Here is a 24,533-nt window from a genome sequence, read left to right on the forward strand (position 1 = left end):
GGAGTGTAAGAATCTATTTACAAGTATCTTAGTAAGTGATAGTTAGCCTTAAGAAAATAACATAAAAAATGAGAGGGCATTAATCGGAACTCAGCTAAATACCCGACTTAAAATAGAAAATCCTTGACTAGCGCGGGCTTCTTCGAGATTCTGCGGAGAAAGAGAGATTCAAACCCCGGGATATTGATTAGTCAAAATCATTTTATCTAAGACTACGCATCAACTATCTGCCATAAAAAGGTCTAGGCTAATTCAATAGGGGGTAGCTTATGTTATAATTTGTTCTGGAGCTTTATTCTGATTGGACCCTTGAAATCATTGATATCAACTGGTAATCCTTTTTGAGTAATAATGATCAACCCCTTCTTTTGCAAATCAATTGCTACATCTCTGACCTGCTGCATATAGTCCCGCCAATTGTCAGCAAAGAGCATTCTGGCTATCTCAGAAGGGCATGTGCTTTTATCAGGGCCTCTCTGGGTAACAGTAGAAATTATCTGTTTCGAAATGATGCTGTTCTGATGCATTATCAATAATAATCAATTCCTGAATGATACGAGTAGTTATGCCTGATGGCAAGTTCCAGGTTTTCAACTTGATCCTTAGTTCTGACAAGACCGCGCATCAACCGTCTGCCATAAAAAAAGCCTTCAGATCACATCTGAAGGCTTTTAATTTCTGCGGAGAAAGAGGGATTCGAACCCCCGGACCTTTGACAGTCAACGGTTTTCAAGACCGCCGCATTCGACCGCTCTGCCATTTCTCCGCTGCAAAAGTATAAAACTGATCGAACTTTCAAAAAAAATCTTTTTAAGATACATATTCATCTATTTAAAATCCTTTGTCAGATTGGTTTTGCTCGGGAAAAAAAACTATTTTTAGGCATTACAGATACCCACTACGGACCATAAACATGCAATCTAAACTCAGCTTCCTGTACCCAATTTTAATCCTGCTGTTTGCCAACATTGTTAGAACGCAGGCTCAGACCACTTGCACAGGGATTGGTCAGAATGCTTCCACGGCCTTCCCCGTCTGTGGAACAAAAGTCTTTAGCCAGGAGTCCGTTCCTATCTGTGGCGGCAGACCTATTCTGGGTCCCGGTTGTAATGGCAGTGGTGACGGCGGACATACAGATATCAACCCCTTCTGGTATAAATTCACATGTTATAAAGGTGGTACACTCGGATTTAAGATCACGCCTAAAGTCATGGAAGATGACTATGACTGGCAGATCTTTGATATTACCGGACGTAACCCTAACGATGCCTATACAGACCGTAGCTTATACGTATGTATGAACTGGTCAGGGGAGGGCGGTATAACGGGCGCTTCCGGAGCAGGGACGTCTTTTGATGTGTGTGGTGGTTTGGGAATGTCGCTGTTCAGCAAAATGCCGACGCTGATAGAAGGACACGAGTACCTCTTATTGCTGAGCCACTTTACCCAGACACAGTCAGGGTATGACCTGGAGTTTGGTGGTGGCACAGCCGATATTACCAGTCCGGGTATACCAGCTGTTAAATGGGCAAGCTATTATTGCCATGATAATACGATAGGTATTAAGCTCAGCAAGGAGACGCTTTGTAAGACACTTAGTACCAACGGGACCGAATTCATTTTAACCAGTGGTACCGGTACGATTGTGGGTGCTACAGGTGTGAATTGTACCAATGGATTCGACGCCGATTCAATATTGGTGAAGACCAGCGCTCCGCTGGCGCCGGGAGATTATACCATTGCAGTGAAGAATGGTAGTGATGGGAATACGATATTGGATATCTGTGGTAACGGACTCGCAGTAGGAGAACACGCAAGTTTCCGCGTTGAGGTTCCACCTACAGTGGTACTGTATGATGTAGTAGCGCCAGGTTGCGCGCCGGATAAGATAAAGATTCCGTTATCAGTGCCGGTACGTTGTGGTTCTATTGCACCTAACGGCAGTGATTTCAGATTGAGCGGATCGCCGGCAGCCAGTATCCGTGGTGCATCAGGGATCTGTAACAGCAATAATCTGGCGGATACCGTCCTGATAGAATTTACGCAACCCTTATACCGGCAGGGAAATTATTCGATCACGCTGACTACCGGTAGCGATGGTACGCCGATATTGGGAGAATGTGGTCAGCCGGCGCCTTTAGGACAGGTGGTGAATTTTCATACAGTCGATACCGTATCAGCAGATTTTGATTTTGGTTTAAATAGAAATTGTAAGTTAAGTGTGCTGGATCTGACACATAACGGCGCCAATAGCGTGAATTACTGGCACTGGAATTTCGATAGTACGGATAATCGCTATACGCAGAATGTCAATAAAGTATATGGTGACTTTGGCATCAAGAAGGTCTCTTTGCTGGTTTCCAATGGTGTATGCCGGGATTCAGTGTACAAGGAGATCAACCTGGAACGTACGCTGGGAGCGATCTTTAGCGTTGACCCCGGGCCTTATTGCCCGATGGACGTCGTATCGCCTAAGAATGAAAGCTTCGGTAACATCGTATCCTATCTCTGGGATTATGGAAATGGTATTACCAGTATAGACGCCACACCATTGCCACAAACATATTATCCTACACGTAAGGAGCAGGATTATCGGATCCGCCTGATCGTACTGGATGCACAGAATTGTCTGGATACAACAGATCATGTGATCAAAGCAGTTACCAGCTGTTACATCGATGTGCCTACCGCGTTTTCGCCTAATAATGATGGAAAGAATGATTTCCTGTATCCCTTGAGTGCATATAAAGCAACGGACCTCGACTTTTCTGTATATAACCGTGTCGGACAACTCGTCTTCCACTCAACGAACTGGACCCAGAAGTGGGATGGTACCGTGAAAGGATTACCTGCTGATATAGGTACGTATGTCTGGATGTTACGATATACAATAACAGATACCGGTAAGAAAGTATTTAAGAAAGGTACTACCGTACTGCTGCGTTAGCAGTGGTACGGTCCGCCTTTGGCGGCTCAGGCAGCCATAGAAGAAGAAGAGGTGGTGGTATGATTAGCAGAAGCATGCACTTCGCAATTGCGACAGCCCCGCCAGTTTTTTATATGTGCAGTGATCAGTAAGGTAGCCCCGATCAGTTTTAACCCCATTTCAAAGGCGCTGCCATGAATAAAGTTGGCCGCAATCATCAGCGTCAGACCAATCGCGAAATATACAAGCACGGATTTCTGTCCATGCACACGTTTATATCCCTTCCAGATAGCCCAGCCACCTATACTCATGGACACAAGGATCGTCAGAACCTCCAGCATTACATTTTTTAAAATATCTATATCAAACAGGGTCAGTGTGGTGAAGATGACCGGCAGGAGTACACAGTGTACGGCACAGGCTAAAGATGCCCCTATACCGATTGCATCCCACTTCATTTCGTAAGCATGACTATTTTCCTTATGTCTTTTTGATATCTTTTCCATGATTCCTCTTTTCGTTCTGCGGGTAACAAAAGTAATTAAATGAAACGGGGATGCAAAAAATAATTACCCCTGGCCTTAGAATGCTTATCTATAGCCGATATAGGGTCTTTTTCTTCGTTGTATACCCTTATTACGCCGTTGTTACGCCCATATTTCTTCGATCAGGAACGAACAAATATGGGCTTAATAACGGCGTAATGACGGTATAATGGGCCATTCAGCCCATGGTTAACGGACACTTGTTTATTAAACTAATGATTAGATGGAAAATAGCCACTTTAAAGGTGGTGATTTGGTCATGAATTGGCCACTTTAGACCTGGATACTGCATGAGATCAAGCATAGATACTCCCTATATACTCCCTGTATACTTCCTGTCAAACGTATTTTTTAGCCTGATAGGGGGCATTCCGGCCAAACGCTCATATGAGGCCAAAAAAAGTGCCGGAACTGGACCGGCACTCATATAAATTCATGATAATATTTGCTATACCAGGTGAGCTGTACAATTGTACAATTCGCATTCCCATACATCGTCATTCACAGTAAAACGCGTAACTGAGGTGTTTTTCAGATTCGAATCCTGTACCAGGCTGGGCGCCAGTTTTTTCAGTAGATGGCGGATAAAGCTGCCGTGGCTGACAATGACAATGTGTTTGCCGGCATGTTCCTGCATCAGATCATCCAGGAAAGCCATACCACGGGTCAGAACCGCTTGTTCCGTCTCCATACCCAGTTCCAGCTGACGCCAGCCGGTTCCCCATTTGGCAATCCTGTCTGCTTCCGTTGTTCCTTCAGTCTGACCTCCGGAAACTTCCATGATACGTTTATCTTCACGCACATCTTCAATGCCGAGTTCGGCGGCAATGATTTCTCCCGTCCTTTTTGCGCGGGATAAGTGACTGGTGTAAACGATGTCCCAGGATTCGTCAGAAAGGCGTATGCCCAGTTTTCTGGCTTGTTCAAGTCCTTCATTGTCCAGGGCAATATCTGTACTACCCTGCATTTTCCCTTCTTTGTTCCATGCTGTACTTCCGTGACGGATCAGGGCTATACGTGTCATAGGCACTCTTGTGTTGGTTGCCGCAAATATACGCACAGATCCGCAGGAATCGAAACCTCAGAGCAGTTCAGCCTCACTGATGAGGTTGTTTTTCAGGGCGAAAACCACGACACCGGCGGTATTCTTGACATTCATTTTTTCCAGGATGCGGGTGCGGTGTCCCTCCACTGTACGCTTACTCAGAAATATCTTATCACCTATTTCCTGGGCGGTAAATTGCTGACAGATCAGCCGGATAATCTCTTTCTCCCTGTCGGTGAAAGTGACCGCATTATTCTCTCTGGGAGGATTAAAACGACTCTTGACAATCATCGCCGCCAGCCTGGCCGAAGTTTGCCGGCAATAGAAAATATGATCTTCATACACGCTGTTAATCGCCTCGATGATCTCCTGTTTATCTGCATTCTTCAGCAGATAACCTTTTGCACCCGCTTCCAGCATTTCCACAATGAGCTCCTCTTCATCAAACATCGACAAAGCAATGATCTTAATGTCTGGATTACGTTGTAGTAATGCACGGGTAGCCGTAATGCCATCCATCAAAGGCATTTTAAGGTCAGTCATGACTACGTCCGCTTCGACGCTTGTCAGTAGTTCCAGTAATTCCCTGCCATTGTTGGCCTGCCCTACAAGGGTAATGTCAGGTTGTCTTGAAAGCATTAATGCAAGTCCGTCACGGAATATCTCATGATCGTCAGCTATCACTAATCGGATGTCGTGATTCATTGATTATTAGAATTGGGGTAAGTTGTGTGACCGGGATTAAACGTGTTATAAAGTTACATTATCCCACCGGAATTTTTACGAAATAGTTGGTACCCTGGCCCGGTACAGAATCGATAGACAGTGAGCCCCGAAGGATGTCTGTACGGATCGCCAGACTTTTCATACCAAGTCCGGCAGATTCATTTCTGGCTTTTTTTACATCAAACCCGATCCCGTTCTCCTTCACCAGTACAAGGTAGAATCCGTTTTCTCTCGTCAGCACAATCTGTAATTGTGTGGCTTTGGCGTGTTTCAGGGTATTGTGCGTGATCTCCTGTATAATACGGAAGATATGGATCTGTTTTTCAGGCGCAATGTCGATCTTTCCGGAAGTATGAAACTTAATTTCAAGATCCTGTTTACCTGACAACTGGCGGATGAATTCATGTAACGCCTCCGTAAGCCCCTTACGCTCAAGTGTCGCTGGCAGCAGGTTGTGTGATATCTGCCTCAGTCCTTTGATCACCTCATCGATATAACCGGAAGAGCGGACAATGATCTGATGGTCCCTTTCATCTGTCACCTCGATACTATGAATATTGAGTTTGATAGTAGATAATAAAGGGCCCATGCTGTCATGCAGGTCAGCGGCAATCCTTTTCCTTTCATTCTCCAGGATGGTAATTTCCGCAACGATACGTTCGCGTTGCAGCTGTATGTACCGGCGATGATACAAGACAATAGAGATGACGAAAAACAGAATGATGATGGCTATCAGCAGCGAGATAAATATGGTGATATAAAATATTTTGTCGTCCATGGGGCATCATCATTTTGGGGGCGTTGTGGCTTTCGGCTATGCGTCGAAATGTTTGTTGAAATAGTAGGATGGCTTAACAGGTATGCACAGCACTGCTATTGCATATATCAAATTTACAAAAGCATTGATATAATTAAACATAAAAATAATACGCAGCGAGAGCACCGTATCAGAACCTATAAACATCGACGCTTCATAGATAATCTGATAGATGAAGATGATGATAAATCCCATACACACCAGGAACCGGGCATTCCTGAATAATGATTTGTTATCTTTTACAATGAGATAATTGATCTCGTTGATGCTGAGCAACACCGTCACGAAGGCATAGATCACCCGGAAATAAGGACTGAAGCTTTCTATTCTGTTAAAGATGATATTTTCCGTAATCCAGATTCCTCCCAAACCAGATAGTAATCCGATAAAAAGCAAACGCTTTCGCTTGAGCGTACCCCATACGAAGAACTGGTATACAATCACAATAGACTCGGCAAGACCATACAGGTTGAGAGGAACAGCATTGCTGGTATGCAGTACACGGATGCAGATAAAGCCGATCGTTTCCGACAGGAACGCCAGGGAGAGAAGTAGCAGGAAGGGCTGAAAGCTTGCAACCGTTCTGTTGAAGCGTATCAGCCCTATTGCTAGAGGAATAATGACCAGCTGGCTTACCAGGAAGGCGCCTATATTATTCATCAGGACAAGGATAATGAGGGATGATTATAATGCACTTTTACACAGGGGAGGACAACGCTGACCACTTTCCATGGCCTGGTCCATTGAACCCGCTTTGGCAGACGAAACGCCCGGTACGTTGGCAGCTTTCTCCCTTGCTACAAGGGTTGTCAGAATATCTTTTCCCTCAGCATCCACAGGCAGTAATACCAGTCTTACCTGGCCCTTCTGATCTTTGCCGAAATAGATGCGAAGTCCGTCAGCTCCTTTGGCATTGAGGATGGCGGCGATGGCATGGCGGTTAAACGTTTCTCCTTCAGGGATGTTAAAAGCACTGTCCAGGTAATTACCTCCCAGTTTAGCCTGCAACTCCTTTCTGCCGGCCAGATAACCCTGCCGGAGGCTCCGGGCTTCTTCAATGGGAATAACGTGCTCGAAGGCTTTGCTCTGATCCAGGGGAATGTCGCCTTTTGGGGTGGAAGGACCATGAGTACATGCTGAAAGTGCGGCGATGGGGATGGCCACGAAAAAGAAACGTATCATGTTACGGTGCTTCATAATAGCGGTTTTATAATGAATGAATATGTAAGCTAATAGATATGACCGGGTTTTTACCGGGTAGAAATGCTGGAAATAAAACGTATAAATACGTGATGGGGCGGGGCCGTTGTAACAGTTATAAATCTAAGATAAGATAAATGCAATTAGGAATTAACAATTAGGAATTAGGAATTGGTTAACTACCAGTGAGTTTAGTATCAAATAATGAATACATCTGATATTGCTTCAGGTCATCTATTCACAGGCAGCTCCTTAGCATATAATTCTTAATTCCTAATTCTTAATTCCTAATTGCTAATTGACTTCCACTGGGCCAGACTATTCAAAAAAAACTAATATCTGGTACTTATATCAGTATTATCTACAATCTATTTTTGTCCTCCTTTTACATTTGACAATGAAGAAAACATCAGGATTCAGTCCTGAGCAACAACTTACTTCGCTGGACGCAAGACTCTTGCTGTCATTACAGCGGTTGAGTGATATGCTCAAGGCAATGCAGTGGGAGCAGGCGAGAATGCTGGGCATAACGCCCTTACAATTACAGATATTATTATTTACAGGTCATCATACCGTCGAAGTGAACAAAGTGGCCTATATCGCTACGGAGTTACAACTGAGTCGTCCCACAGTAAGTGATGCAGCTGCAGCACTTGTCAGCAAAGGATTTCTGCGGATGGAAGAAGATATGCGTGACAGACGTAGCTATTCATTCCTGCTTACCGATACAGGCAGAGACGTGCTGACACAGGCAGAACAGTATATCGCCGAACTGGATACCATATTGCAGAAAAGACCCTTACAGGAGAAAAGCAGTTTGTACCAGTCCGTTTATACCATCATCGCCGGCCTGTATGATAAAGACAAAGGTGGTATGCAACGTATGTGTTATAGTTGCGCACACTATGAAGGCAACAAAAAAAGGCAGCACTACTGCCGCCTCTTTAAGAAAAAGTTGTTATCCGCAGAATTACAGATTGACTGTATAGATCATTCCAGCTTGTCAGGGCCAGCCAGAGTCATATCATCATCCGATAATAAAGGATCATTATAATTGCTGAATCACCTTTGCCAGTTTTCCCAATCCTTTTATAATGCCCGTTTCATCCATTGACGCGTAACCAAGCCGCAAACCCGGCGCATGACTGTACTTAGGATTATAATAACTTAACGGATTCACTACGTTCACACCTGCCGACTGCATCTTTTGTAATAAGTGTTCTGACTCCACCTGTTTATACAACTGTAGCCATATGGCCAGTCCTCCCTGTGGACGCGTATAATGCGCCTGTCCGGCAAAGACAGAGTGTATGATATTGTGGGCCAGATCCAGTCTTTTCATATATACGTAACGGGTATTATGAATGTGCTTCCTGATATCGCCCGCTATCATCAGATTGGCAACCGCCTGTTGTAATACCGGATCACCCTCTCTGTTCACAATACTGCGATAAGCAGCCAGGGACTTGATAAAGTCCGCCGGACCACACACAAAGCTGATCGGTAGTGTATGCATTACCGATCCTATGTAGATCACATTGTCCGCATGTGGCATACCAGCCAGTGGTATATGATGTGTATGAAAATGATACTCGTGATCATAGTCGTCTTCTATGATCATAAAGTTATACTGCTCACTCAGCGCCAGCAGCTGCTGACGCTTCTCTACGGATAATGTACTTGTAGTCGGATACTGATGATGCGGCGTAATATATAATGCCTTCAACGGTGTCTGCTGACAAAGTGATTCCAGTTCATCCAGGTTAATACCCTGTTCATCAGAATGTATATAATGCAATTGAGCGCCCGCCATCGCAAATGCCTGCCATGCCGGCTGATATCCCGGCTGCTCCACAGCTACGTGATCGCCAGGCGACAAAAGTGTTTGCGCCGTCAGGTATAAAGCCATCTGTCCTCCCTGTGTAATACAAATGTTCTCTGTAGTAACAGCCAGTCCGCGGTCATTATTTAACATTGCATTGATCTCCTGCAACAGATACTCGTTTCCCCGCTCACTATTATTATTATATATAGTACGCTGGTCGTCCTGTTGCACAAGCCTTCTGCATTCTCTGGTGATTTCGGCAACAGGGATCAGTTTGAGGTCTGGCAGACCATCATCAAATATTATATCATAATTACCACTCGGATTGGATGGGGGGAGAGAGATATTCACATGACGGAAAGGGATCTGGAGGGGCTGTTTCGGCGGATTATCCTGTCCCGGTGGACCCGTATGCCCTGAGGGCATACTATCACTCACCCGGGTGCCACTCTTGTAATGAGAAGTAAGCCATCCCGAGGCAATTAGCTGGTCATACACAAGCATGACCGTATTCCTGTTAACTCTAAGTTGCTGAGCAAGTACCCTGGACCCTGGCAATAAGGCTCCCGGGAGAAGCCTGCCTCTCACGATTTCATTAATTATATATGCTTTGATCTGTTGGTATATCGGCTCATTCTTGTTGAACGACAACTGGATCTGCACATGCCTGTAACTCTTCATAGCTGGCAATAAGGTGTCTCTGATATACGGACGTCAGACGTATACGGTTGTTAATTTTTGTTAATGATGAAAATATTTATAAATATGAGTTCGCTATTTTCCGTCCGTATTTTCACAGGCTTCGAAAAATATCTATTTTTACAGAATGGACGCAGTAACGATAGAGAAAGCAGCAAACGCAATCGCTGACAAGCACCGGTTATCCATTATACTGGCCGCCTCCCGGCAATCCGCTATCCAATGCTGCGAAATCACCGAACTCACCGGTTTGTCTCAACCCACTGTGTCCCACCATATTAAGATCCTGGTAGACAGTGGGATACTGATTTATGACAAAACCGGACGCAATGTTCAGTTAACCATTAACAAAGAGATGATGAAATACCTCTCTTCCTTCTTCGGACAGTTAAGCTGATCATTTTTTTAAAACATTTTGCAGATTAATATCTGCATATTACCTTTGATTAACCAAATGGTTAAATCGGATAGTTTAAAATGGCACAGGAAAAAAATACAGAGGAACAGATCATAGAAGCGGCCAGAAAGATCTTTGTAAAACGTGGACTCGATGGAGCCCGTATGCAGGATATTGCAGATGAAGCCGGTATCAACAAAGCCATGTTGCATTATTATTATCGTAGTAAGGACAAACTGTTTGAGATCGTGTTCAACGAGGCATTCTCTAAAGTAGTGACGCCCCTGGGACATATCCTGGAAGGGTCTAAACCAATAGAGGAGAAGATTAAAGAAGTGATAAATCATTATATCACCGGTATCTCCCAGGTGCCTTACCTCCCGATATTTATATTAAGCGAGGTCAATCAGCGCCCGGAGATCATGATAAAAAGGCTCAATTCCCAGCCTTCGTTTGGCAGCGTCATGAATTTCATGAGGGAAGTGATCGAAGCAGGTAAAAATGGTAAAATCAGGGAAGTCAGCCCCATTCAGCTCTTCCTGAACATCGTATCACTATGTATATTCCCCTTCGTGGCCCGGCCACTCGTACAGGGGATCTTTCAGCAAGACAACGTACAGTTCGATCTGCTGATAGAAGAACGGAAGAAAATGGTGGCAGATGTAATACTCGCCTGGTTAAAGCCTTAACTGGCTTTTTTTTGGAATATAAATTAACCAATTGGTTAAAATAAACAGTTAGTAATGATGAAGTATCTCGTATGGGCCATGTTATTATGTAGCTCACCTGCCATGGGGCAAACTTCCCTGACGCTGGAAGACTGTTATCAGCTGGCGCAAAAGAACTATCCGCTCATCCGGCAGCGGGAACTGATCAGCAAAGCCGGTGCTTATAATGTGGCCAATGCCGCTAAAGGCTATCTGCCACAGCTGAATTTCTCCGGACAGGCTACCTATCAGACGCAGGTAGTAGCCATCCCCATTCCAGGCGCCCCGGAGATCAGCAAGGACCAGTATAAGGTCCAGGCAGAAGTTACACAAACCATTTTTGATGGAGGTAATATTCATTATCAGCAGGAACTCAGTAAGGCAAACACCGTTGTTCAGCAACAACAGCTGGAAGTCAACCTCTTTAATATCCGGGAACGGGTCAGTCAGCTCTTCTTCGGTATCCTGTTGATAGATGAACAGCTCCGGCAGAACCAGCTCAGAAAGGAAGACATCCAGAGCGGCGCGCATAAAACAGAGGGAGCTGTCAACAATGGCACCGCCTTACGTAGTAGCCTCGACGAACTGAAAGCGGAGATCCTTAACACCGATCAATCCACTACACAGCTGAAAACCAACCGACAAGCTTACCTGCAGATGCTGGGACTCTTTATCAATCAGTCCCTGGATAACCAGGTCCGGCTGGTACGTCCTGCACAGACGCCCTTATCCCCCGAAATACGCAGGCCGGAACTATTACTGTATGACTATCAGCAGAAAAGCCTGGCCATCCAGGAAAAACAGCTGAAAGTGAGTTACCTGCCAAAGGTCAATGCATTCGTACAGGGCAATTACGGCCGGCCTACTCTTAATATCGTAAGCAATGATTTCGGTTTTTACGGAATAGGCGGGGTCCGCTTCAGTTGGGCCCTGGGTAGTTTATATACCAATAAGAACAGTAAACAGCTGCTGCGCATCAACCATCAGGATCTGGATGTACAGAGAGAAACCTTCCTCTTTAATACAAAGCAGACCATGATCGGTCAACAGATGGAAGTGGCCCAGTACACCGATCTTATACAGAAAGACCTGGAAATCATTGATCTGCGTACTTCCGTAAAAAAGGCAGCAGTCGCACAACTGGAAAACGGGGTTATCACCTCGCACGACTATATCAGTCAGGTGAATGCTGAAAACCAGGCCAGACTATCACTCGTCCTGCATGAGATACAATTGTTGCAGGCACAGTACAATCATAAAAACACATCAGGTAACTAATAAAATCGTCATTTGAGATATGAAATACTTAGCCATCCCCGTAATTTTCTTTTGCCTGGCAGCATGTTCCGGCAAGGAAACAGAAGCTGACGCACAGGGCAATTTTGAAGCGGATGAAGTAATCGTCTCTGCGCAGCAGAACGGACAATTGTTGTCCTTTACCGCGAAAGAAGGGGATACACTTGCAAAAGGCGCTATCGTCGGACAAATAGACGTTAACGGACTCACACTCCAGAAAGAACAGACAGAAGCCACTATCAGCGCACTCAGGGAAAAGACGACGGATCCTCAGCCACAACTGGCGCTTGTACGTAAACAACTCGCTATACAGGAAGCACAGCTGAAACAACTGCTGCATGAACAGAAACGTACAGAGAACCTGGTAAAAGAAGATGCCGCTACGCCTAAACAACTGGATGATATGAACGCCTCTATCGACCAGATGCAGAAACAGATACTGGCTACCCGTCAGCAACTCACCGTCAGCGAAACCAATGTCGCAAACCAGAACAGAAGCGTCCTGAGTGAAAAAGGCCCGTTGCAGAAATCACTGGCCAGATATGATGATGAAATCGGGAAAGGGGTAGTGGCCAATCCCGTAAAAGGCACCGTACTCGCCCGCTATGCACTGCAGGGGGAAATGGCCGTGATAGGAAAGGCATTGTATAAGATCGCTGATACTGACACACTGTTGTTGAAAGCTTATATCACAGGTACACAACTGCCTGCAATCAAACTGGGACAACACGTAAAAGTACTGATCGATGCCGGTGAAAAGGAATACAAGTCTTACCCGGGTGTCATCTCTTACATCTCCAGCAAATCAGAATTTACGCCAAAGACCATCCAGACAAAAGAAGAACGCGCGAACCTCGTCTATGCAATCAAAGTACGCGTTCCGAATGACGGATATCTGAAAATAGGCATGTTTGCGCTCACTCAATTCCATTAATCATGGATACAGTCGTACTGGAAAATATCAGCAAATCCTATATAAAGGATGCGCCTCCGGCATTGGAAAATGTATCCTTCTCAGTAAAGAAAGGAGAGCTTTTCGGACTGATAGGGCCGGATGGCGCCGGTAAATCTACCATCTTCCGCATACTGACTACCTTATTGTTGTCAGACGCCGGTAAGGCTACCGTAGCCGGATATGACGTGGTGAAAGACTTCCACCAGATCCGTAGCTGCGTAGGATACATGCCAGGCAAGTTTTCACTTTATCAGGACCTGACCGTAGAAGAAAACCTGAATTTCTTTGCCACACTGTTTGGTACGACCATCGCTGAAAACTATGCGCTGATCAAAGATATCTACGAACAGATTGCGCCCTTTAAAGACAGACGTGCCGGTAAGTTATCAGGTGGGATGAAACAGAAACTCGCACTTTCCTGTGCACTGGTGCACCGGCCGGAAGTACTCTTTCTTGACGAACCTACCACAGGTGTCGACGCTGTATCGCGTCAGGAGTTCTGGGACATGCTGAAACGCCTTAAAAATGAAGGCATCACCATCGTCGTCTCTACGCCTTATATGGATGAAGCCAGTCTTTGTGAAAGAATCGCTTTGATCCAGACAGGACACATCCTCTCCATCGATACACCGGATAATATCGTAGCTGCTTACCCTGGCAAATTGTACGCACTCAGGTCGCCGAAAGTACACCTGTTATTGCCGGATACAAGAAGCTATGAAGGCATCAGGCAATGTTATGCTGCAGGCGAAAAACTGCATGTTGCCTTTCAGGAAGATGGAAAAGACCATCCTGCACAATTGCTGACTTACCTCAAAAACAAAGGTCATCAGACAGTAGATATAAAGGAGATAAGACCGGATATCGAGGATTGTTTTATCGAAAAATTAAGTAACCCGAAATAGTGTGGACATGAACAACAAGGCAATCACCTGTAAAGATCTTACCAAACGTTTCGGGGACTTCTTTGCAGTCAATCATATCTCATTCGAAGTGGAACAAGGGGAGATTTTCGGCTTCCTTGGCGCCAATGGCGCCGGCAAGACGACAGCTATGCGTATGCTCTGCGGACTGTCTTACCCTACTTCAGGAGAAGCGACCGTAGCGGGTTTTAATGTGTTCGGACAACAGGAAGAGATTAAAAAGAATATTGGCTATATGAGTCAGAAATTCTCACTGTATGAGAGTCTGACCGTAAGAGAAAATATCCGTTTCTATGGCGGCGTATATGGCTTATCAGATAAACAGCTAAAAGAGAAGGGAGACGAACTGATTGAAAAGCTAGGTATGCAGCAGGAAGCAAAGATGATGGTGGGGAGTCTGCCGCTGGGCTGGAAACAAAAGCTCGCATTCTCTGTAGCCATTATCCACCAACCCCGGATTGTATTCCTGGATGAACCGACTGGTGGCGTAGATCCCGTTACAAGGAGACAGTTCTGGGACCTGATCTATGATGCAGCAGAAAGGGGGATTACAGTATTCGTTACCACGCACTACATGGATGAAGCAGAATACTGTAACCGGATCTCCATCATGGTGGATGGGCGCATAGATGCACTGGATACACCAGCGAACTTACGCCGGCAATTCGGGGCAAACTCCATGAACGAAGTATTTTATGCACTGGCGAGAAGCGCAAAACGCTCTGCCGACTAAAATTTATTATACACATGAAACAATTCATGGTATTTGTCAGAAAGGAATTTTATCACGTCTTCCGGGACAGGCGTACCCTGCTGATACTCTTCGGACTGCCGATCATGCAGATCCTCCTTTTCGGCTACGCGCTCACCACCGAGATCAAAAATGCGGAGATCATTATTGTAGATCATGCCGGGGATGCCGCTTCGCAACAGCTGACTACCATGATCGCTGCCAGCAAATATTTTGATATCAACAGAAGCACTGCTTCAGATGAAGATATTTATAAAGCATTTAGGCAAGGGAAGGTAAAATGCGCGGTGGTATTCCCGACTGGCTTTGGAAATGATCTGCTGAACGGACAGGTGGCACAGTTACAGGTGATAGCTGATGCTTCTGATCCGAATACGGCCAAAACGCTGACTAATTATATTACTGCGATTGTAGCGGATTATCAGCAACAGGTCAATCCGACGGCTAACATCCCGATGCGGATAGACCCCGTTACCCGTATGCTCTATAATCCCGAACTGAATGGTTCGATGAACTTTGTACCTGGTGTAATGGCCCTGGTATTGATGATCATCTGTACTACACTGACCTCCGTATCCATCGTAAGAGAAAAGGAAATGGGTACCATGGAAATACTGCTGGTATCGCCATTCAAACCCGTTTATGTGGTACTGGCAAAAGCAGTGCCTTATCTGGCACTGGCGATGGTCGATTTCGTCATCATACTGATACTAAGTGTACTTGCCCTGGAAATGCCGGTCAGGGGAAACCTGGCACTTCTGTTCTTCGAAAGCACACTGTTTATTATCAGCTGTCTTTCCCTCGGATTACTGATCTCCAGCGTCACCCGTTCCCAGCAGACGGCCATGATGGTCTCTATGATGGGCATGATGTTGCCTACCATTCTTTTTACAGGTTTCATCTTTCCGTTGGAGAATATGCCCTTACCGCTTCAGTTGATTTCCAATCTGCTGCCATCCCGCTGGTTTTACGTCATCGTAAAAGCCGTGATGTTGAAAGGGTTGGGTATCGGAGTGGTCTGGAAAGAAACACTCATACTGGCAGGTATGACCCTGGTATTACTAACCATCAGTATTAAAAGCTTTAAAACACGGCTGTCATGAGAACATTACGCTTACTACTGGAAAAGGAATTCAGGCAGATCTTCCGTGATAAAGGCTTACTGCCTATCATCTTTGTGATGCCGATGATGCAGCTGCTGATCATGCCACTGGCTGCGAATTTCGAGGTAAAGAATATCAATCTGGCTGTTGTAGACAGGGATCATTCTACTTATACACAACAGATGGTGGCTAAGATCGCCTCTTCCGGTTATTTTCATATTACAGGTTATTATACGGATTACACACCCGCAAGACAACAGATCGAACGGGAGAAAGCGGACATTATCCTGGAAATACCACCTCACTTTGAAGTAGACCTTGTAAAGGAAAATAAGGCATCAGTATATATAGCTGCTGATGCGATTAACGGCACAAAAGCCGGTCTGGGAAGCGCTTATCTCAATACCATACTGACGGACTTTAACAATGAGATCCGGATGAAGTGGTTGCCGGAAGCACCACCCGGACCAGGTACTATAGACGTAACGTTTTCAAACTGGTTCAACCCGAATATGAACTATCGTTTGTATATGGTGCCGGGAATACTGGTATTACTGGTGACCATGGTAGGAGGCTTTATCGCCGCTTTAAATATCGTAAAGGAAAAAGAGATCGGCACCATTGAACAGATCAATGTAACACCTGTTAAAAAGTGGCAGTTTATCCTTGGTAAGCTGATTCCCTTCTGGGTGATTGGCATGGTTGACTTCACCCTGGGATTGTTACTGGCGAGATTTGTCTATGGTATTATTCCGTTGGGTAGTCTGTTGCTCCTGTACGCGTTTCTGGCTGTTTACCTGGTAGCATTGCTGGGATTCGGCCTGTTGATCTCTACTTACAGCGATAACCAGTTGCAGGCGATGTTTGTGGCATTCTTCTTCATTATGATCTTCATGCTGATGAGTGGACTCTTTGTTTCGGTGGATAATATGCCGCCATGGGCGAAGATGATTGCCAACTTAACCCCGGTGACACATTTTATAGATGTGATGAGAATGGTGGTGTTGAAAGGGAGTCGCTTTGCGGATATAAAAATGCAATTCCTGTACGAACTGGCCTTTGCATTGGTATTGAATGGCTGGGCTATCTGGAACTATCGTAAAACAGCATAAAACTTTTATTAGTATATACAGTTGTAGGTTTAACAGGAGACCGGGATAGTCTTATCCCGGTCCTTTTATTTATGATAGCTTTCTGATAAGTCTGCCCAGTGTTTTGAGTCCGTCGTCCATCTGTTTGCTCCAGGGATTACTATAGCTGATACGCATACAGTTTGTATAACGATCCTGTAAAGAGAATATCCTGCCGGGTGCAAAAGATATCTTATGCTTGATTGCCTGTTCATACAACTCATATGTATTCACTTTCGGATTCAGTTCCACCCATAGTACAAAACCTCCCTGCGGACGAGACACGCAGCAATCCTCCGGAAAATACTCTCTGATCGCCTGCAGGTGTCGCATATACTGTGTATGCAGGGCTTTACGCATTCCTCTCAGGTGATGCTCATAGCGGTCATTTTCGAGGAAACAGGCAATTGCTGCACCCGGAAGGGAAGGAGAGGAGATAGAGTGATGCCTTTTCAGGTTCAGTACTTTCTCCAGGTATCTGCCGGGAATTGTCCAGCCTACACGATAACCCGGTGCGACGGACTTGGAAAAGGAATTACATAACAACACAAGTCCATTGGTATCGAAAGTTTTGCAGACACCAGGACGTTCTTTACCAAAGTACATATCCCCATAAATATCGTCCTCTATTAATGGGATCTCATATTTCTCCAGTAACCTCACCAGTTCACGCTTATGTGTGTCCGGCATACAGGCGCCCAGCGGATTGGTGAAATTGGTCACAAAGAGACAGGCTTTGATCTTAAACTTGGGAATAGCCTTATCCAGGTATTCCAGGTCGACCCCTGTACCAGGATGCGTAGGTATTTCCAGCACCTTCAGTCCAAGCGTTTCTGCCAGCTGGAGGGAACCATAATACGCCGGGCTTTCAATCGCAATCGTATCTCCCTGTTGCGTAACGGCTGACAAACAAAGTGTCAGCGCATCCATACAACCACTTGTAGTAACGATCTCATCTTCACTGACAGCACCACCCCACAGAATAGAATTACGGGCTATTTGTCTGCGGAGATCAGGATTCCCCTGCACAGGCTCATATCCCACACCCGCAAAAGGTGTTTTCCGCAGCGCCTGTATAAGTGCTTTAGAGATTTTGGCAGCCGGCAACATCGACTCCGGCGGCGCAGCAGAAGCAAACCGGGTAATATTTTCCAATCTCATATCCTGAGAAACCTGTGTCACCATTTCATGCACAGTAACCTCCGAAGGCTTTTTAACAGCCTCACAGACTTTAGGCATCTCCGGCATCCGCCGCGGACTAAAGATGACATAGTACCCCGACTTAGGACGGGATTCAATAAGTCCCTTCGCTTCCAGATGATAATAAGCCTGAAAAGCAGTACTCATACTAACTCCCTGTTCCTCGCTCATGGTACGAACAGAAGGAAGCTTGTCTCCAATTTTCAATACGTCTTTGGCAATAAGTTGCTCCAGTTTGTCGGCAATCTGAAGATAAAGATGTTCAGCGGTTTTTAACATGGCTATTGGTTGAACTGATCTGGTTCAAATGTAAGTAAATTTAAACTGATATGGTTTCCGCATTTTGGGGTGTTATACACTCCAGGATATTGCCGATACACACCATATAAGCCACAGTATGATACGTAAGCATAGCAATTACCCAGACTTAGGCTCACTCCCTATTGTTATAGAAAAACAATAAATCAGTTATCCGACAGTATCTGCTTTGGGTTTCAGATGGAGCCAAAGGGCTTTAGCCCGTCGGCCCATCTGAAACCCAAAGCAACGCCCCTGTCTCAACCAGTCCTTCAAACAGGTGATACCACAAATAGCTAGGACACCAGTCCATCGGCCATCTGCAACTCTAAACGACGCCAATCCTTTAAACGTCTCATACCTCCCAATAACTATTAACCTAAACCCCCAGGAACCACCTCAATCGCCTCAACTAGGTAATTTCATACGAAATATATTTTGCGCAACTATAAAATTGCATAATTTTATGCAACTAAAAAATTGCGCAATGGACGAGCTATTTAAAGGCGTCGCCGATCCGGTAAGAAGAGAAATCCTGTCACTGCTGCGTCTGCAGCCGCTAAACGTGAACCAGATCAACGAGCACTTCAAGGAGATCTCTCGTCAGGCAGTTTCAAAACACTTACAATTCCTGGAAGAAAGCGGCTGGATAAAGATCTACCAGGCTGGCAGAGAACGCTACGGTTATCTGAATAAAGCCGCATTTTATGCACTGAAAGAGTGGCTGGACGCTTATCTCCAATGGGGAGAACGCTCGCTGGAGAACGATCACGGCGTGTTCGTGGAAGAGGCTGCATACAAGCAGGGATCGCCGCTAACCCAACCCGTGATGCTGCAGGCTATGCTGAGTAAGGATAAAGATTTCGACGGACTTTTCTACAACGCAGTCAGGACTACCGGTATATTCTGCAAGCCCTCTTGCTTTGCAAATCCACGTCCGGATAACGTAACATTTTACATCACCAGGGAAGAGGCATTGAAAAACGGATATCGTGCCTGCAAACGCTGCAAGCCCTGACAAAACCAGGAAACACATGAAGAACAGCCGATTGATACATATACCTGTTACAGATCATGATAACTTCTCATTCGCAGAATGCCTGGTGTTTCTGAGCAGATCGGAGAAAGAATGTCTGCACTATGTACAGGATAATGCGGTACAGAAAATGGTGATATCCAACGGACACCCTGTATTGCTGGAAATCAGTGATGATCCTGCTGCCAAGGCATTGAAGGCAAGGGTGCTGGACGGACCTGGCGAAGACATCGACGACGCGCATATTATAAAGTATATCAGCCATTGGTTACACCTGGAAGCTGATTTGCGGCCATTTTATAAGTTCGCAAAGAAGGATGCTGTCTTAAAGCCATTAGCTGACCGTTATAAGGGATTGCGACTGATCGGCATTCCTGATTTGTTTGAAGCGCTGACATGGAGTATTACCGGACAACAGATCACCCTGGGATTCGCCTATACATTACGGCAGCGGTTTATCCAGGCATTCGGTCATCACGCTGTAATAAATGGGAAAGACTATTATGTCTATCCACATCCGGCAGTAGTTGCATCACTGGAACCTGCGTCATTGATAGCCATGCAGTTCTCACGTAGTAAGGCGGACTATATCATAGGACTGGCAAAAGCGATGACTGGTGGTCTGCTGACGGATAAGCAGTTATGGGAAATGGATTACCAGCAGGCAAGAGCGCATCTGATCTCTTTCAGGGGGATTGGTAACTGGTCCGCCAATTATGTGCTGATGAAATATCACCGTCATCACGAGGCATTACCGCTGGAGGACGCCGGACTACATAATGCGTTGAAGCAACAGTTACAGCTGACAGCTAAACCGTCGCTGGCAGACGTAAAAGCATACACAGGGCATTGGCGGGAATATGCCGCATATGCCACCTTTTATTTATGGAGATCATTAATGCAATAGTGTTATAACATCTTCAATACTGATTATTATGACGATAGAACATATCCATATTATTACTACGCCGGTAGGGTCTCTGACGATTATTGGAAATGACCATGCGATCAATACGCTCACTTTTAAGGAAGGAAGAGTCCCTACACAGGAGCCACTATCCGATATCATGCTACAATGTGTGGAAGAAATAAATGCTTATTTCGCAGGTAGTTTACAGGGATTCAATTTTCCGGTTGCACAACCAGGAACCGAGTTCCAACAAACAGTGTGGCAACAACTGAAAGACATCCCGTATGGCCAGACGATCTCCTATCTGCAGCTGGCTAAACGTATCAATAATCCGAAGAGTATCCGTGCGGTAGGGACGACTAATGGCAAGAACAGGATTGCAATCGTAGTACCTTGTCATCGTGTAATAGGCAGCGATGGTTCGCTGACCGGATATGCAGGTGGATTGTGGCGCAAGAAATGGCTGCTGGAGCATGAAATCAAACAGAAATTCGGTTCACTGGAGCTGTTTTGATACAACAATAATATTCCGCAAGAAAACAAAACTTAAATAAAGCGAAACATAACATACCGAAAGTATCAACTGATCTAGTCCCTGAAATTTCAAATCTGATCTGGTCAAAAATTACAAAACTGAATCTGTTTTATATCCCGGAATTATTCCAATTTTGAAGTCTGATACCCATTCACCATAAATCCACCTCAGATGAATCAGTTATTGAACCAGGATCTACAGCAATTAGATAATTTCTTACAGGAGATTAAGGATTACAGCGTGTTATTCTTATCCAGCGTAGAGACCTTGCCAGTCAAGGCGGCGACTGCTTCATTTGAGAATTTTGATCTTCCGCGAAAGGGAATGGGGGCGATGCATACGCTTTCACAATTCAGAAAGAGATACGAAGAACATCTCGCGGGGAATAGTGGTCCGCGTAACTGGGGCTTTGTAACGGGAGGCGCAACGATACCAGCGATCGCCGGAGACTGGCTGACATCCGTCTTCGATATGAACGCATCAGACAGAGACATACCGCCATTCAAAATAGAAACAGAAACCATCTCAATGCTCCGGCAACTGTTTGGGTTGCCGGATGCTTTTTCCGGAAACTTTGTAACTGGGGCTACCATGGCAAATTTCTCCGGATTGGCTATTGCAAGACAATGGTTAGGAAAGCAGCTGGGTGTTGATGTAGCACAGGAAGGAATGGCTGCATTGGCAAATGCAAAGATCGTTTCCTGTACACCACATTCCAGCAGTGTGAAATCAATGGCCATGTTAGGCTTTGGAAGAAATGCTCTGGTAAAGATTCCCGCCTTACCAGACAGAGAAGCATTTGATATTGAAGCATTGAAAGAATACCTGTTGGCACATAAAGGAGAACCATTGATTGTGCTGGCGAGTGCAGGTACTGTTAATACAGTTGACTTTGATGACCTGCAGGCAATTGTGGCATTGAAGAAAGAGTATAACTTCTGGCTACATGTGGATGCAGCCTTTGGCGCATTTGCAGCATGTGTCCCTGAATATAAGCAGCTGTTAGATGGATGGGAAGAGGCAGATAGTATCACTATTGATGCGCACAAGTGGCTCAATGTGCCTTATGATGCGGCAATGGTATTCACCCGCCATTTACAGCTGCAGCTGGATACATTTAAGAATGTAGGCGCTGCTTACCTGGGCGATCCTGAGAAAGATTTTAAGTACAGCAATTATACACCTGAGAATTCACGACGATTGCGTGCATTGCCGGCCTGGTTCACATTGGTGGCCTATGGCGCCGAAGGATATACAGCTATTGTGAATAATAATATACAGTTAGCCCGTCAGTTGGGAACATTGATCAGTGAGAGTGATGCTTTCCACTTATTGGCCCCTGTCAGGTTATGCGTTGTTTGTTTTACGCTGCATGTAGCGGACGAAGAAAAACAGGCAGGCATCGATGCATTCCTGAAAGCATTGAATGATAGCGGTAAAGTTATGATGACGCCAACAGTTTATCAGGGCGTTCCGGCTATCCGCGCGGCATTCGTCAACTGGCGCACTACAGAAAAGGATCTGACCATTGCATGGGAAGATATGCTGCAACAGGCAGCCGGGCCTACTGTAGAAGAAGACTGATCTATTATTAATTCACCATAACAACTTCGGAGTATGAAAAAGTCAAACACGAATGCCTATATGGCATTGGTGCTGGTAAGTATTTTCTGGGGTACCACCTATCTGGCTTCCAGGATTGGCGTACGCCACACGCACGGATTAATGCTGGCGGGAGTCAGACAAACAATCGCCGGTATCCTTTTAACCGGGTTCTTTTTGCTGAGAGGATTTAAGTTTCCGGAAAAGATTATTCTGTCACGTCTCTTTGTAATTGGGGTCATGATGCTTTGTATGAGCAATGGTTTAATTACGTGGGCCATGCAATACATTCCCAGTGGTCTTTGTGCAATTATTGTTGCAACAGTGCCTATCTGGATAACTATATTCAGTTATTTCCTGGTACAACGTACAAAATTTACCATCTTGCTGATAACAGGCATGTTGGTTGGATTACTGGGTGTGGGAGGGATCTTCTATGATTATCTGCCGAGCCTTGCAAATCCGGAGTTTCGGTTCGGTATTTTCCTGACCCTGATCTCCTGTATCAGCTGGGCGATCGGTTCGGTACTGACGGCAAGATGGGCGCTCAAGATAAACTTTTTATACGGCGCCGGTTTTCAGATGCTGTTCAGTGGTATTGTCATGACAGGGACAGCCATACTAATGGGGTATTCTTTACCGTTAGACGGTTTTAACAGGGAGCTTTGGGGGAGCATTTTTTATCTTGTCTTCTTCGGTTCCATACTGGGATACTCCTCCTATGTGTTCGCATTGAACAACCTGCCGACTTCCCTGGCTTCCGTATACGCCTATATTAATCCGATTGTGGCGGTATTACTGGGATGGCTGATCCTGCAGGAGCACCTGAACTGGACAACAGGGCTTTCCTGCCTGGTAACCTTGGGCGGCGTTTATATGGTAAATATGGCTGTAAACAGAAACAAAAAAGAATATGGAACCACTAAATCATGAGGTTAGACTCATCGACTACATACCAGCTTATCAAGTGCATTTCGAACGACTGAACCGGTGGTGGATAGAAAAGTATTTTACCGTAGAGCCGGTAGACGTGGACGTGCTTGGTAATCCTGATAAGCATATTCTCGCCAAAGGAGGAGACATTATTTTTGCCGCTGTAGGTGAAAATATTGTAGGAACAGTCGCCTTGAAACCAATAGACGCCGTTAGTGCAGAGATGACCAAGATGGCTGTGGACGAGGCTTATCAGGGACATAAGATAGGTTGGAAGCTGGCAAAAGGCATCCTGGACCTGGCCAGGAAAAAAGGATTGGAAAAGGTCATATTATACTCCAATACAAGATTGGCGCCTGCCATCACGATGTATCAGAAGCTCGGATTTAGAGAAATTCCTGTGGAAGAGGGACGTTACGTGCGGAGTGATATCAAGATGGAGATCATTCTGGCCGAGGAAAATCCTCATTATATCATCGCGGAGGAACTTCTGAAAACGGTAAATGCGGCGTTACCGCTTTTACGTGAGATGTCAGAAATGACAGCAGCAGAGCGGTTTTCCAGGTATAAATGGAGTCCAAAGGAGATCGTCGGACATTTAATTGATTCAGCAATTAATAATAATGTTCGTTTTATACGATCACAACAAATATCTTTGCTGGAAATTCCTGGCTATACACAGGAATTTTGGGTAAAGGGACAAGCCTGGCAGTTGAGCAGCTGGCAGGAAATTATTGAATTATGGGCGGTGATGAACAGACATCTGGCGTTAACAATACGCGCCATACCCGCCGGAGCACTAAACAACCTTATCAGTATTAATGAGAAAGAACCTGTCACACTGCAATATGTGGTGACGGATTATTTGCATCATTTAAAACATCATCTATCACAAGTGAAAATAATATTATAAAAGATACGATTTAGATTTAGGTATGATGTTCAAAAGGTATTTACCGCCGACATCTGGTTGAC

Annotated in this window: 25 protein-coding genes and 1 tRNA gene; 16 read left to right on the top strand and 10 right to left on the bottom strand. The window is 45.2% G+C overall.

Going from position 1 to position 24,533, the window contains the following annotated elements; translation table 11 throughout:
• Window positions 1-272 precede the first annotated feature (272 nt).
• Both CPIN_RS39605 and CPIN_RS14485 read right to left on the bottom strand, forming a co-directional pair.
• Complete coding sequence (locus tag CPIN_RS39605) at window positions 273-527, bottom strand: DUF3253 domain-containing protein (RefSeq protein WP_012790558.1); 255 nt, start codon at window positions 525-527, stop codon at window positions 273-275.
• 154 nt (window positions 528-681) lie between these two features.
• Window positions 682-766, bottom strand: a tRNA-Ser gene (locus CPIN_RS14485).
• A 147-nt stretch (window positions 767-913) separates the two neighbouring features.
• On the opposite strand from CPIN_RS14485, the gene CPIN_RS14490 reads away from it, so the two are divergent.
• Complete coding sequence (locus CPIN_RS14490) at window positions 914-2,947, top strand: T9SS type B sorting domain-containing protein (protein WP_012790559.1); 2,034 nt, start codon at window positions 914-916, stop codon at window positions 2,945-2,947.
• Window positions 2,948-2,973: 26 nt separating this feature from the next.
• Here CPIN_RS14490 and CPIN_RS36660 read toward each other — a convergent pair whose 3' ends face one another.
• From CPIN_RS36660 to CPIN_RS36665, 6 genes are all read right to left on the bottom strand, one after another.
• On the bottom strand, window positions 2,974-3,432 hold the full coding sequence (locus CPIN_RS36660) for a MerC domain-containing protein (protein WP_012790560.1): 459 nt from the start codon (window positions 3,430-3,432) through the stop codon (window positions 2,974-2,976).
• Window positions 3,433-3,919: 487 nt separating this feature from the next.
• The gene (locus tag CPIN_RS14500) at window positions 3,920-4,495 is read right to left on the bottom strand and encodes a histidine phosphatase family protein (protein ID WP_012790561.1); all 576 of its coding nucleotides are present in this window, start codon (window positions 4,493-4,495) and stop codon (window positions 3,920-3,922) included.
• Window positions 4,496-4,552: 57 nt separating this feature from the next.
• The gene (locus CPIN_RS14505) at window positions 4,553-5,221 is read right to left on the bottom strand and encodes a response regulator transcription factor (protein ID WP_012790562.1); all 669 of its coding nucleotides are present in this window, start codon (window positions 5,219-5,221) and stop codon (window positions 4,553-4,555) included.
• A gap of 58 nt (window positions 5,222-5,279) precedes the next feature.
• The gene (locus CPIN_RS14510; protein ID WP_012790563.1) at window positions 5,280-6,020 is read right to left on the bottom strand and encodes a sensor histidine kinase; all 741 of its coding nucleotides are present in this window, start codon (window positions 6,018-6,020) and stop codon (window positions 5,280-5,282) included.
• Between the two features lie 36 nt (window positions 6,021-6,056).
• Window positions 6,057-6,719: a hypothetical protein gene (locus tag CPIN_RS14515; protein ID WP_012790564.1), complete on the bottom strand. Its 663-nt coding sequence runs from the start codon at window positions 6,717-6,719 to the stop codon at window positions 6,057-6,059.
• Between the two features lie 24 nt (window positions 6,720-6,743).
• Window positions 6,744-7,256, bottom strand: a complete 513-nt coding sequence (locus CPIN_RS36665) for a hypothetical protein (protein WP_012790565.1) — start codon at window positions 7,254-7,256, stop codon at window positions 6,744-6,746.
• 400 nt (window positions 7,257-7,656) lie between these two features.
• Here CPIN_RS36665 and CPIN_RS14525 point away from each other — a divergent pair, with 400 nt between their 5' ends.
• On the top strand, window positions 7,657-8,313 hold the full coding sequence (locus tag CPIN_RS14525; protein ID WP_012790566.1) for a MarR family winged helix-turn-helix transcriptional regulator: 657 nt from the start codon (window positions 7,657-7,659) through the stop codon (window positions 8,311-8,313).
• Here CPIN_RS14525 and CPIN_RS14530 read toward each other — a convergent pair.
• Complete coding sequence (locus CPIN_RS14530; RefSeq protein WP_012790567.1) at window positions 8,308-9,765, bottom strand: aminotransferase-like domain-containing protein; 1,458 nt, start codon at window positions 9,763-9,765, stop codon at window positions 8,308-8,310. The two genes, CPIN_RS14525 and CPIN_RS14530, sit on opposite strands and share 6 nt — an antisense overlap.
• 145 nt (window positions 9,766-9,910) lie before the next feature.
• Here CPIN_RS14530 and CPIN_RS14535 point away from each other — a divergent pair, with 145 nt between their 5' ends.
• The 8 genes from CPIN_RS14535 (at window position 9,911) to CPIN_RS14570 (ending at window position 17,027) form a co-directional block, all read left to right on the top strand.
• Window positions 9,911-10,180: an ArsR/SmtB family transcription factor gene (locus CPIN_RS14535; RefSeq protein WP_012790568.1), complete on the top strand. Its 270-nt coding sequence runs from the start codon at window positions 9,911-9,913 to the stop codon at window positions 10,178-10,180.
• Window positions 10,181-10,260: 80 nt separating this feature from the next.
• Complete coding sequence (locus tag CPIN_RS14540; protein WP_012790569.1) at window positions 10,261-10,869, top strand: TetR/AcrR family transcriptional regulator; 609 nt, start codon at window positions 10,261-10,263, stop codon at window positions 10,867-10,869.
• Between the two features lie 54 nt (window positions 10,870-10,923).
• Window positions 10,924-12,165, top strand: coding sequence for a TolC family protein (locus CPIN_RS14545; RefSeq protein ID WP_063715244.1), 1,242 nt, complete (start codon window positions 10,924-10,926; stop codon window positions 12,163-12,165).
• Window positions 12,166-12,184: 19 nt separating this feature from the next.
• On the top strand, window positions 12,185-13,117 hold the full coding sequence (locus CPIN_RS14550) for an HlyD family secretion protein (protein WP_012790571.1): 933 nt from the start codon (window positions 12,185-12,187) through the stop codon (window positions 13,115-13,117).
• 2 nt (window positions 13,118-13,119) lie between these two features.
• A complete protein-coding gene (locus CPIN_RS14555; RefSeq protein WP_012790572.1) occupies window positions 13,120-14,043 on the top strand; it encodes an ABC transporter ATP-binding protein in 924 nt (307 codons plus the stop codon).
• A 7-nt stretch (window positions 14,044-14,050) separates the two neighbouring features.
• Window positions 14,051-14,794: an ABC transporter ATP-binding protein gene (locus CPIN_RS14560; protein ID WP_012790573.1), complete on the top strand. Its 744-nt coding sequence runs from the start codon at window positions 14,051-14,053 to the stop codon at window positions 14,792-14,794.
• Between the two features lie 14 nt (window positions 14,795-14,808).
• Window positions 14,809-15,915, top strand: a complete 1,107-nt coding sequence (locus CPIN_RS14565) for an ABC transporter permease (protein WP_012790574.1) — start codon at window positions 14,809-14,811, stop codon at window positions 15,913-15,915.
• Window positions 15,912-17,027 carry an ABC transporter permease gene (locus CPIN_RS14570; protein WP_012790575.1) on the top strand — a complete coding sequence of 372 codons (1,116 nt, stop codon included), beginning with the start codon at window positions 15,912-15,914 and terminating at the stop codon, window positions 17,025-17,027. Before CPIN_RS14565 ends, CPIN_RS14570 begins: the two co-directional genes overlap by 4 nt.
• A 69-nt stretch (window positions 17,028-17,096) precedes the next feature.
• On the opposite strand, the gene CPIN_RS14575 is transcribed toward CPIN_RS14570, so the two are convergent.
• Window positions 17,097-18,524, bottom strand: coding sequence for an aminotransferase-like domain-containing protein (locus CPIN_RS14575; protein WP_012790576.1), 1,428 nt, complete (start codon window positions 18,522-18,524; stop codon window positions 17,097-17,099).
• Between the two features lie 505 nt (window positions 18,525-19,029).
• Here CPIN_RS14575 and CPIN_RS36670 point away from each other — a divergent pair.
• From CPIN_RS36670 to CPIN_RS38975, 6 genes are all read left to right on the top strand, one after another.
• Window positions 19,030-19,560 (top strand): ArsR/SmtB family transcription factor, encoded by a 531-nt coding sequence (locus tag CPIN_RS36670; protein WP_012790577.1) that lies wholly within the window; start codon window positions 19,030-19,032, stop codon window positions 19,558-19,560.
• A 16-nt stretch (window positions 19,561-19,576) separates the two neighbouring features.
• Window positions 19,577-20,485: a DNA-3-methyladenine glycosylase family protein gene (locus tag CPIN_RS14585; RefSeq protein ID WP_012790578.1), complete on the top strand. Its 909-nt coding sequence runs from the start codon at window positions 19,577-19,579 to the stop codon at window positions 20,483-20,485.
• A 28-nt stretch (window positions 20,486-20,513) separates the two neighbouring features.
• The gene (locus CPIN_RS39445) at window positions 20,514-21,002 is read left to right on the top strand and encodes a methylated-DNA--[protein]-cysteine S-methyltransferase (RefSeq protein ID WP_012790579.1); all 489 of its coding nucleotides are present in this window, start codon (window positions 20,514-20,516) and stop codon (window positions 21,000-21,002) included.
• A gap of 192 nt (window positions 21,003-21,194) precedes the next feature.
• Entirely contained in the window at window positions 21,195-22,607 is a 1,413-nt protein-coding gene (locus CPIN_RS14595) for a pyridoxal phosphate-dependent decarboxylase family protein (protein ID WP_012790580.1), read from the top strand.
• A 33-nt stretch (window positions 22,608-22,640) separates the two neighbouring features.
• On the top strand, window positions 22,641-23,558 hold the full coding sequence (locus CPIN_RS37415) for an EamA family transporter (protein ID WP_012790581.1): 918 nt from the start codon (window positions 22,641-22,643) through the stop codon (window positions 23,556-23,558).
• The gene (locus CPIN_RS38975; protein ID WP_012790582.1) at window positions 23,539-24,471 is read left to right on the top strand and encodes a GNAT family N-acetyltransferase; all 933 of its coding nucleotides are present in this window, start codon (window positions 23,539-23,541) and stop codon (window positions 24,469-24,471) included. Before CPIN_RS37415 ends, CPIN_RS38975 begins: the two co-directional genes overlap by 20 nt.
• Window positions 24,472-24,533: the final 62 nt, after the last annotated feature.

The sequence above is a fragment of the Chitinophaga pinensis DSM 2588 genome (genome assembly GCF_000024005.1).
Taxonomy (GTDB): domain Bacteria; phylum Bacteroidota; class Bacteroidia; order Chitinophagales; family Chitinophagaceae; genus Chitinophaga; species Chitinophaga pinensis.

Bases quoted from the DNA above. Each gene is read 5' to 3' on its own strand.
- CPIN_RS39605 (WP_012790558.1), bottom strand. From the start codon at position 527: ATGCATCAGAACAGCATCATTTCGAAACAGATAATTTCTACTGTTACC.
- CPIN_RS14490 (WP_012790559.1), top strand. From the start codon at position 914: ATGCAATCTAAACTCAGCTTCCTGTACCCAATTTTAATCCTGCTGTTT.
- CPIN_RS36660 (WP_012790560.1), bottom strand. From the start codon at position 3,432: ATGGAAAAGATATCAAAAAGACATAAGGAAAATAGTCATGCTTACGAA.
- CPIN_RS14500 (WP_012790561.1), bottom strand. From the start codon at position 4,495: ATGACACGTATAGCCCTGATCCGTCACGGAAGTACAGCATGGAACAAA.
- CPIN_RS14505 (WP_012790562.1), bottom strand. From the start codon at position 5,221: ATGAATCACGACATCCGATTAGTGATAGCTGACGATCATGAGATATTC.
- CPIN_RS14510 (WP_012790563.1), bottom strand. From the start codon at position 6,020: ATGGACGACAAAATATTTTATATCACCATATTTATCTCGCTGCTGATA.
- CPIN_RS14515 (WP_012790564.1), bottom strand. From the start codon at position 6,719: ATGAATAATATAGGCGCCTTCCTGGTAAGCCAGCTGGTCATTATTCCT.
- CPIN_RS36665 (WP_012790565.1), bottom strand. From the start codon at position 7,256: ATGAAGCACCGTAACATGATACGTTTCTTTTTCGTGGCCATCCCCATC.
- CPIN_RS14525 (WP_012790566.1), top strand. From the start codon at position 7,657: ATGAAGAAAACATCAGGATTCAGTCCTGAGCAACAACTTACTTCGCTG.
- CPIN_RS14530 (WP_012790567.1), bottom strand. From the start codon at position 9,765: ATGAAGAGTTACAGGCATGTGCAGATCCAGTTGTCGTTCAACAAGAAT.
- CPIN_RS14535 (WP_012790568.1), top strand. From the start codon at position 9,911: ATGGACGCAGTAACGATAGAGAAAGCAGCAAACGCAATCGCTGACAAG.
- CPIN_RS14540 (WP_012790569.1), top strand. From the start codon at position 10,261: ATGGCACAGGAAAAAAATACAGAGGAACAGATCATAGAAGCGGCCAGA.
- CPIN_RS14545 (WP_063715244.1), top strand. From the start codon at position 10,924: ATGATGAAGTATCTCGTATGGGCCATGTTATTATGTAGCTCACCTGCC.
- CPIN_RS14550 (WP_012790571.1), top strand. From the start codon at position 12,185: ATGAAATACTTAGCCATCCCCGTAATTTTCTTTTGCCTGGCAGCATGT.
- CPIN_RS14555 (WP_012790572.1), top strand. From the start codon at position 13,120: ATGGATACAGTCGTACTGGAAAATATCAGCAAATCCTATATAAAGGAT.
- CPIN_RS14560 (WP_012790573.1), top strand. From the start codon at position 14,051: ATGAACAACAAGGCAATCACCTGTAAAGATCTTACCAAACGTTTCGGG.
- CPIN_RS14565 (WP_012790574.1), top strand. From the start codon at position 14,809: ATGAAACAATTCATGGTATTTGTCAGAAAGGAATTTTATCACGTCTTC.
- CPIN_RS14570 (WP_012790575.1), top strand. From the start codon at position 15,912: ATGAGAACATTACGCTTACTACTGGAAAAGGAATTCAGGCAGATCTTC.
- CPIN_RS14575 (WP_012790576.1), bottom strand. From the start codon at position 18,524: ATGTTAAAAACCGCTGAACATCTTTATCTTCAGATTGCCGACAAACTG.
- CPIN_RS36670 (WP_012790577.1), top strand. From the start codon at position 19,030: ATGGACGAGCTATTTAAAGGCGTCGCCGATCCGGTAAGAAGAGAAATC.
- CPIN_RS14585 (WP_012790578.1), top strand. From the start codon at position 19,577: ATGAAGAACAGCCGATTGATACATATACCTGTTACAGATCATGATAAC.
- CPIN_RS39445 (WP_012790579.1), top strand. From the start codon at position 20,514: ATGACGATAGAACATATCCATATTATTACTACGCCGGTAGGGTCTCTG.
- CPIN_RS14595 (WP_012790580.1), top strand. From the start codon at position 21,195: ATGAATCAGTTATTGAACCAGGATCTACAGCAATTAGATAATTTCTTA.
- CPIN_RS37415 (WP_012790581.1), top strand. From the start codon at position 22,641: ATGAAAAAGTCAAACACGAATGCCTATATGGCATTGGTGCTGGTAAGT.
- CPIN_RS38975 (WP_012790582.1), top strand. From the start codon at position 23,539: ATGGAACCACTAAATCATGAGGTTAGACTCATCGACTACATACCAGCT.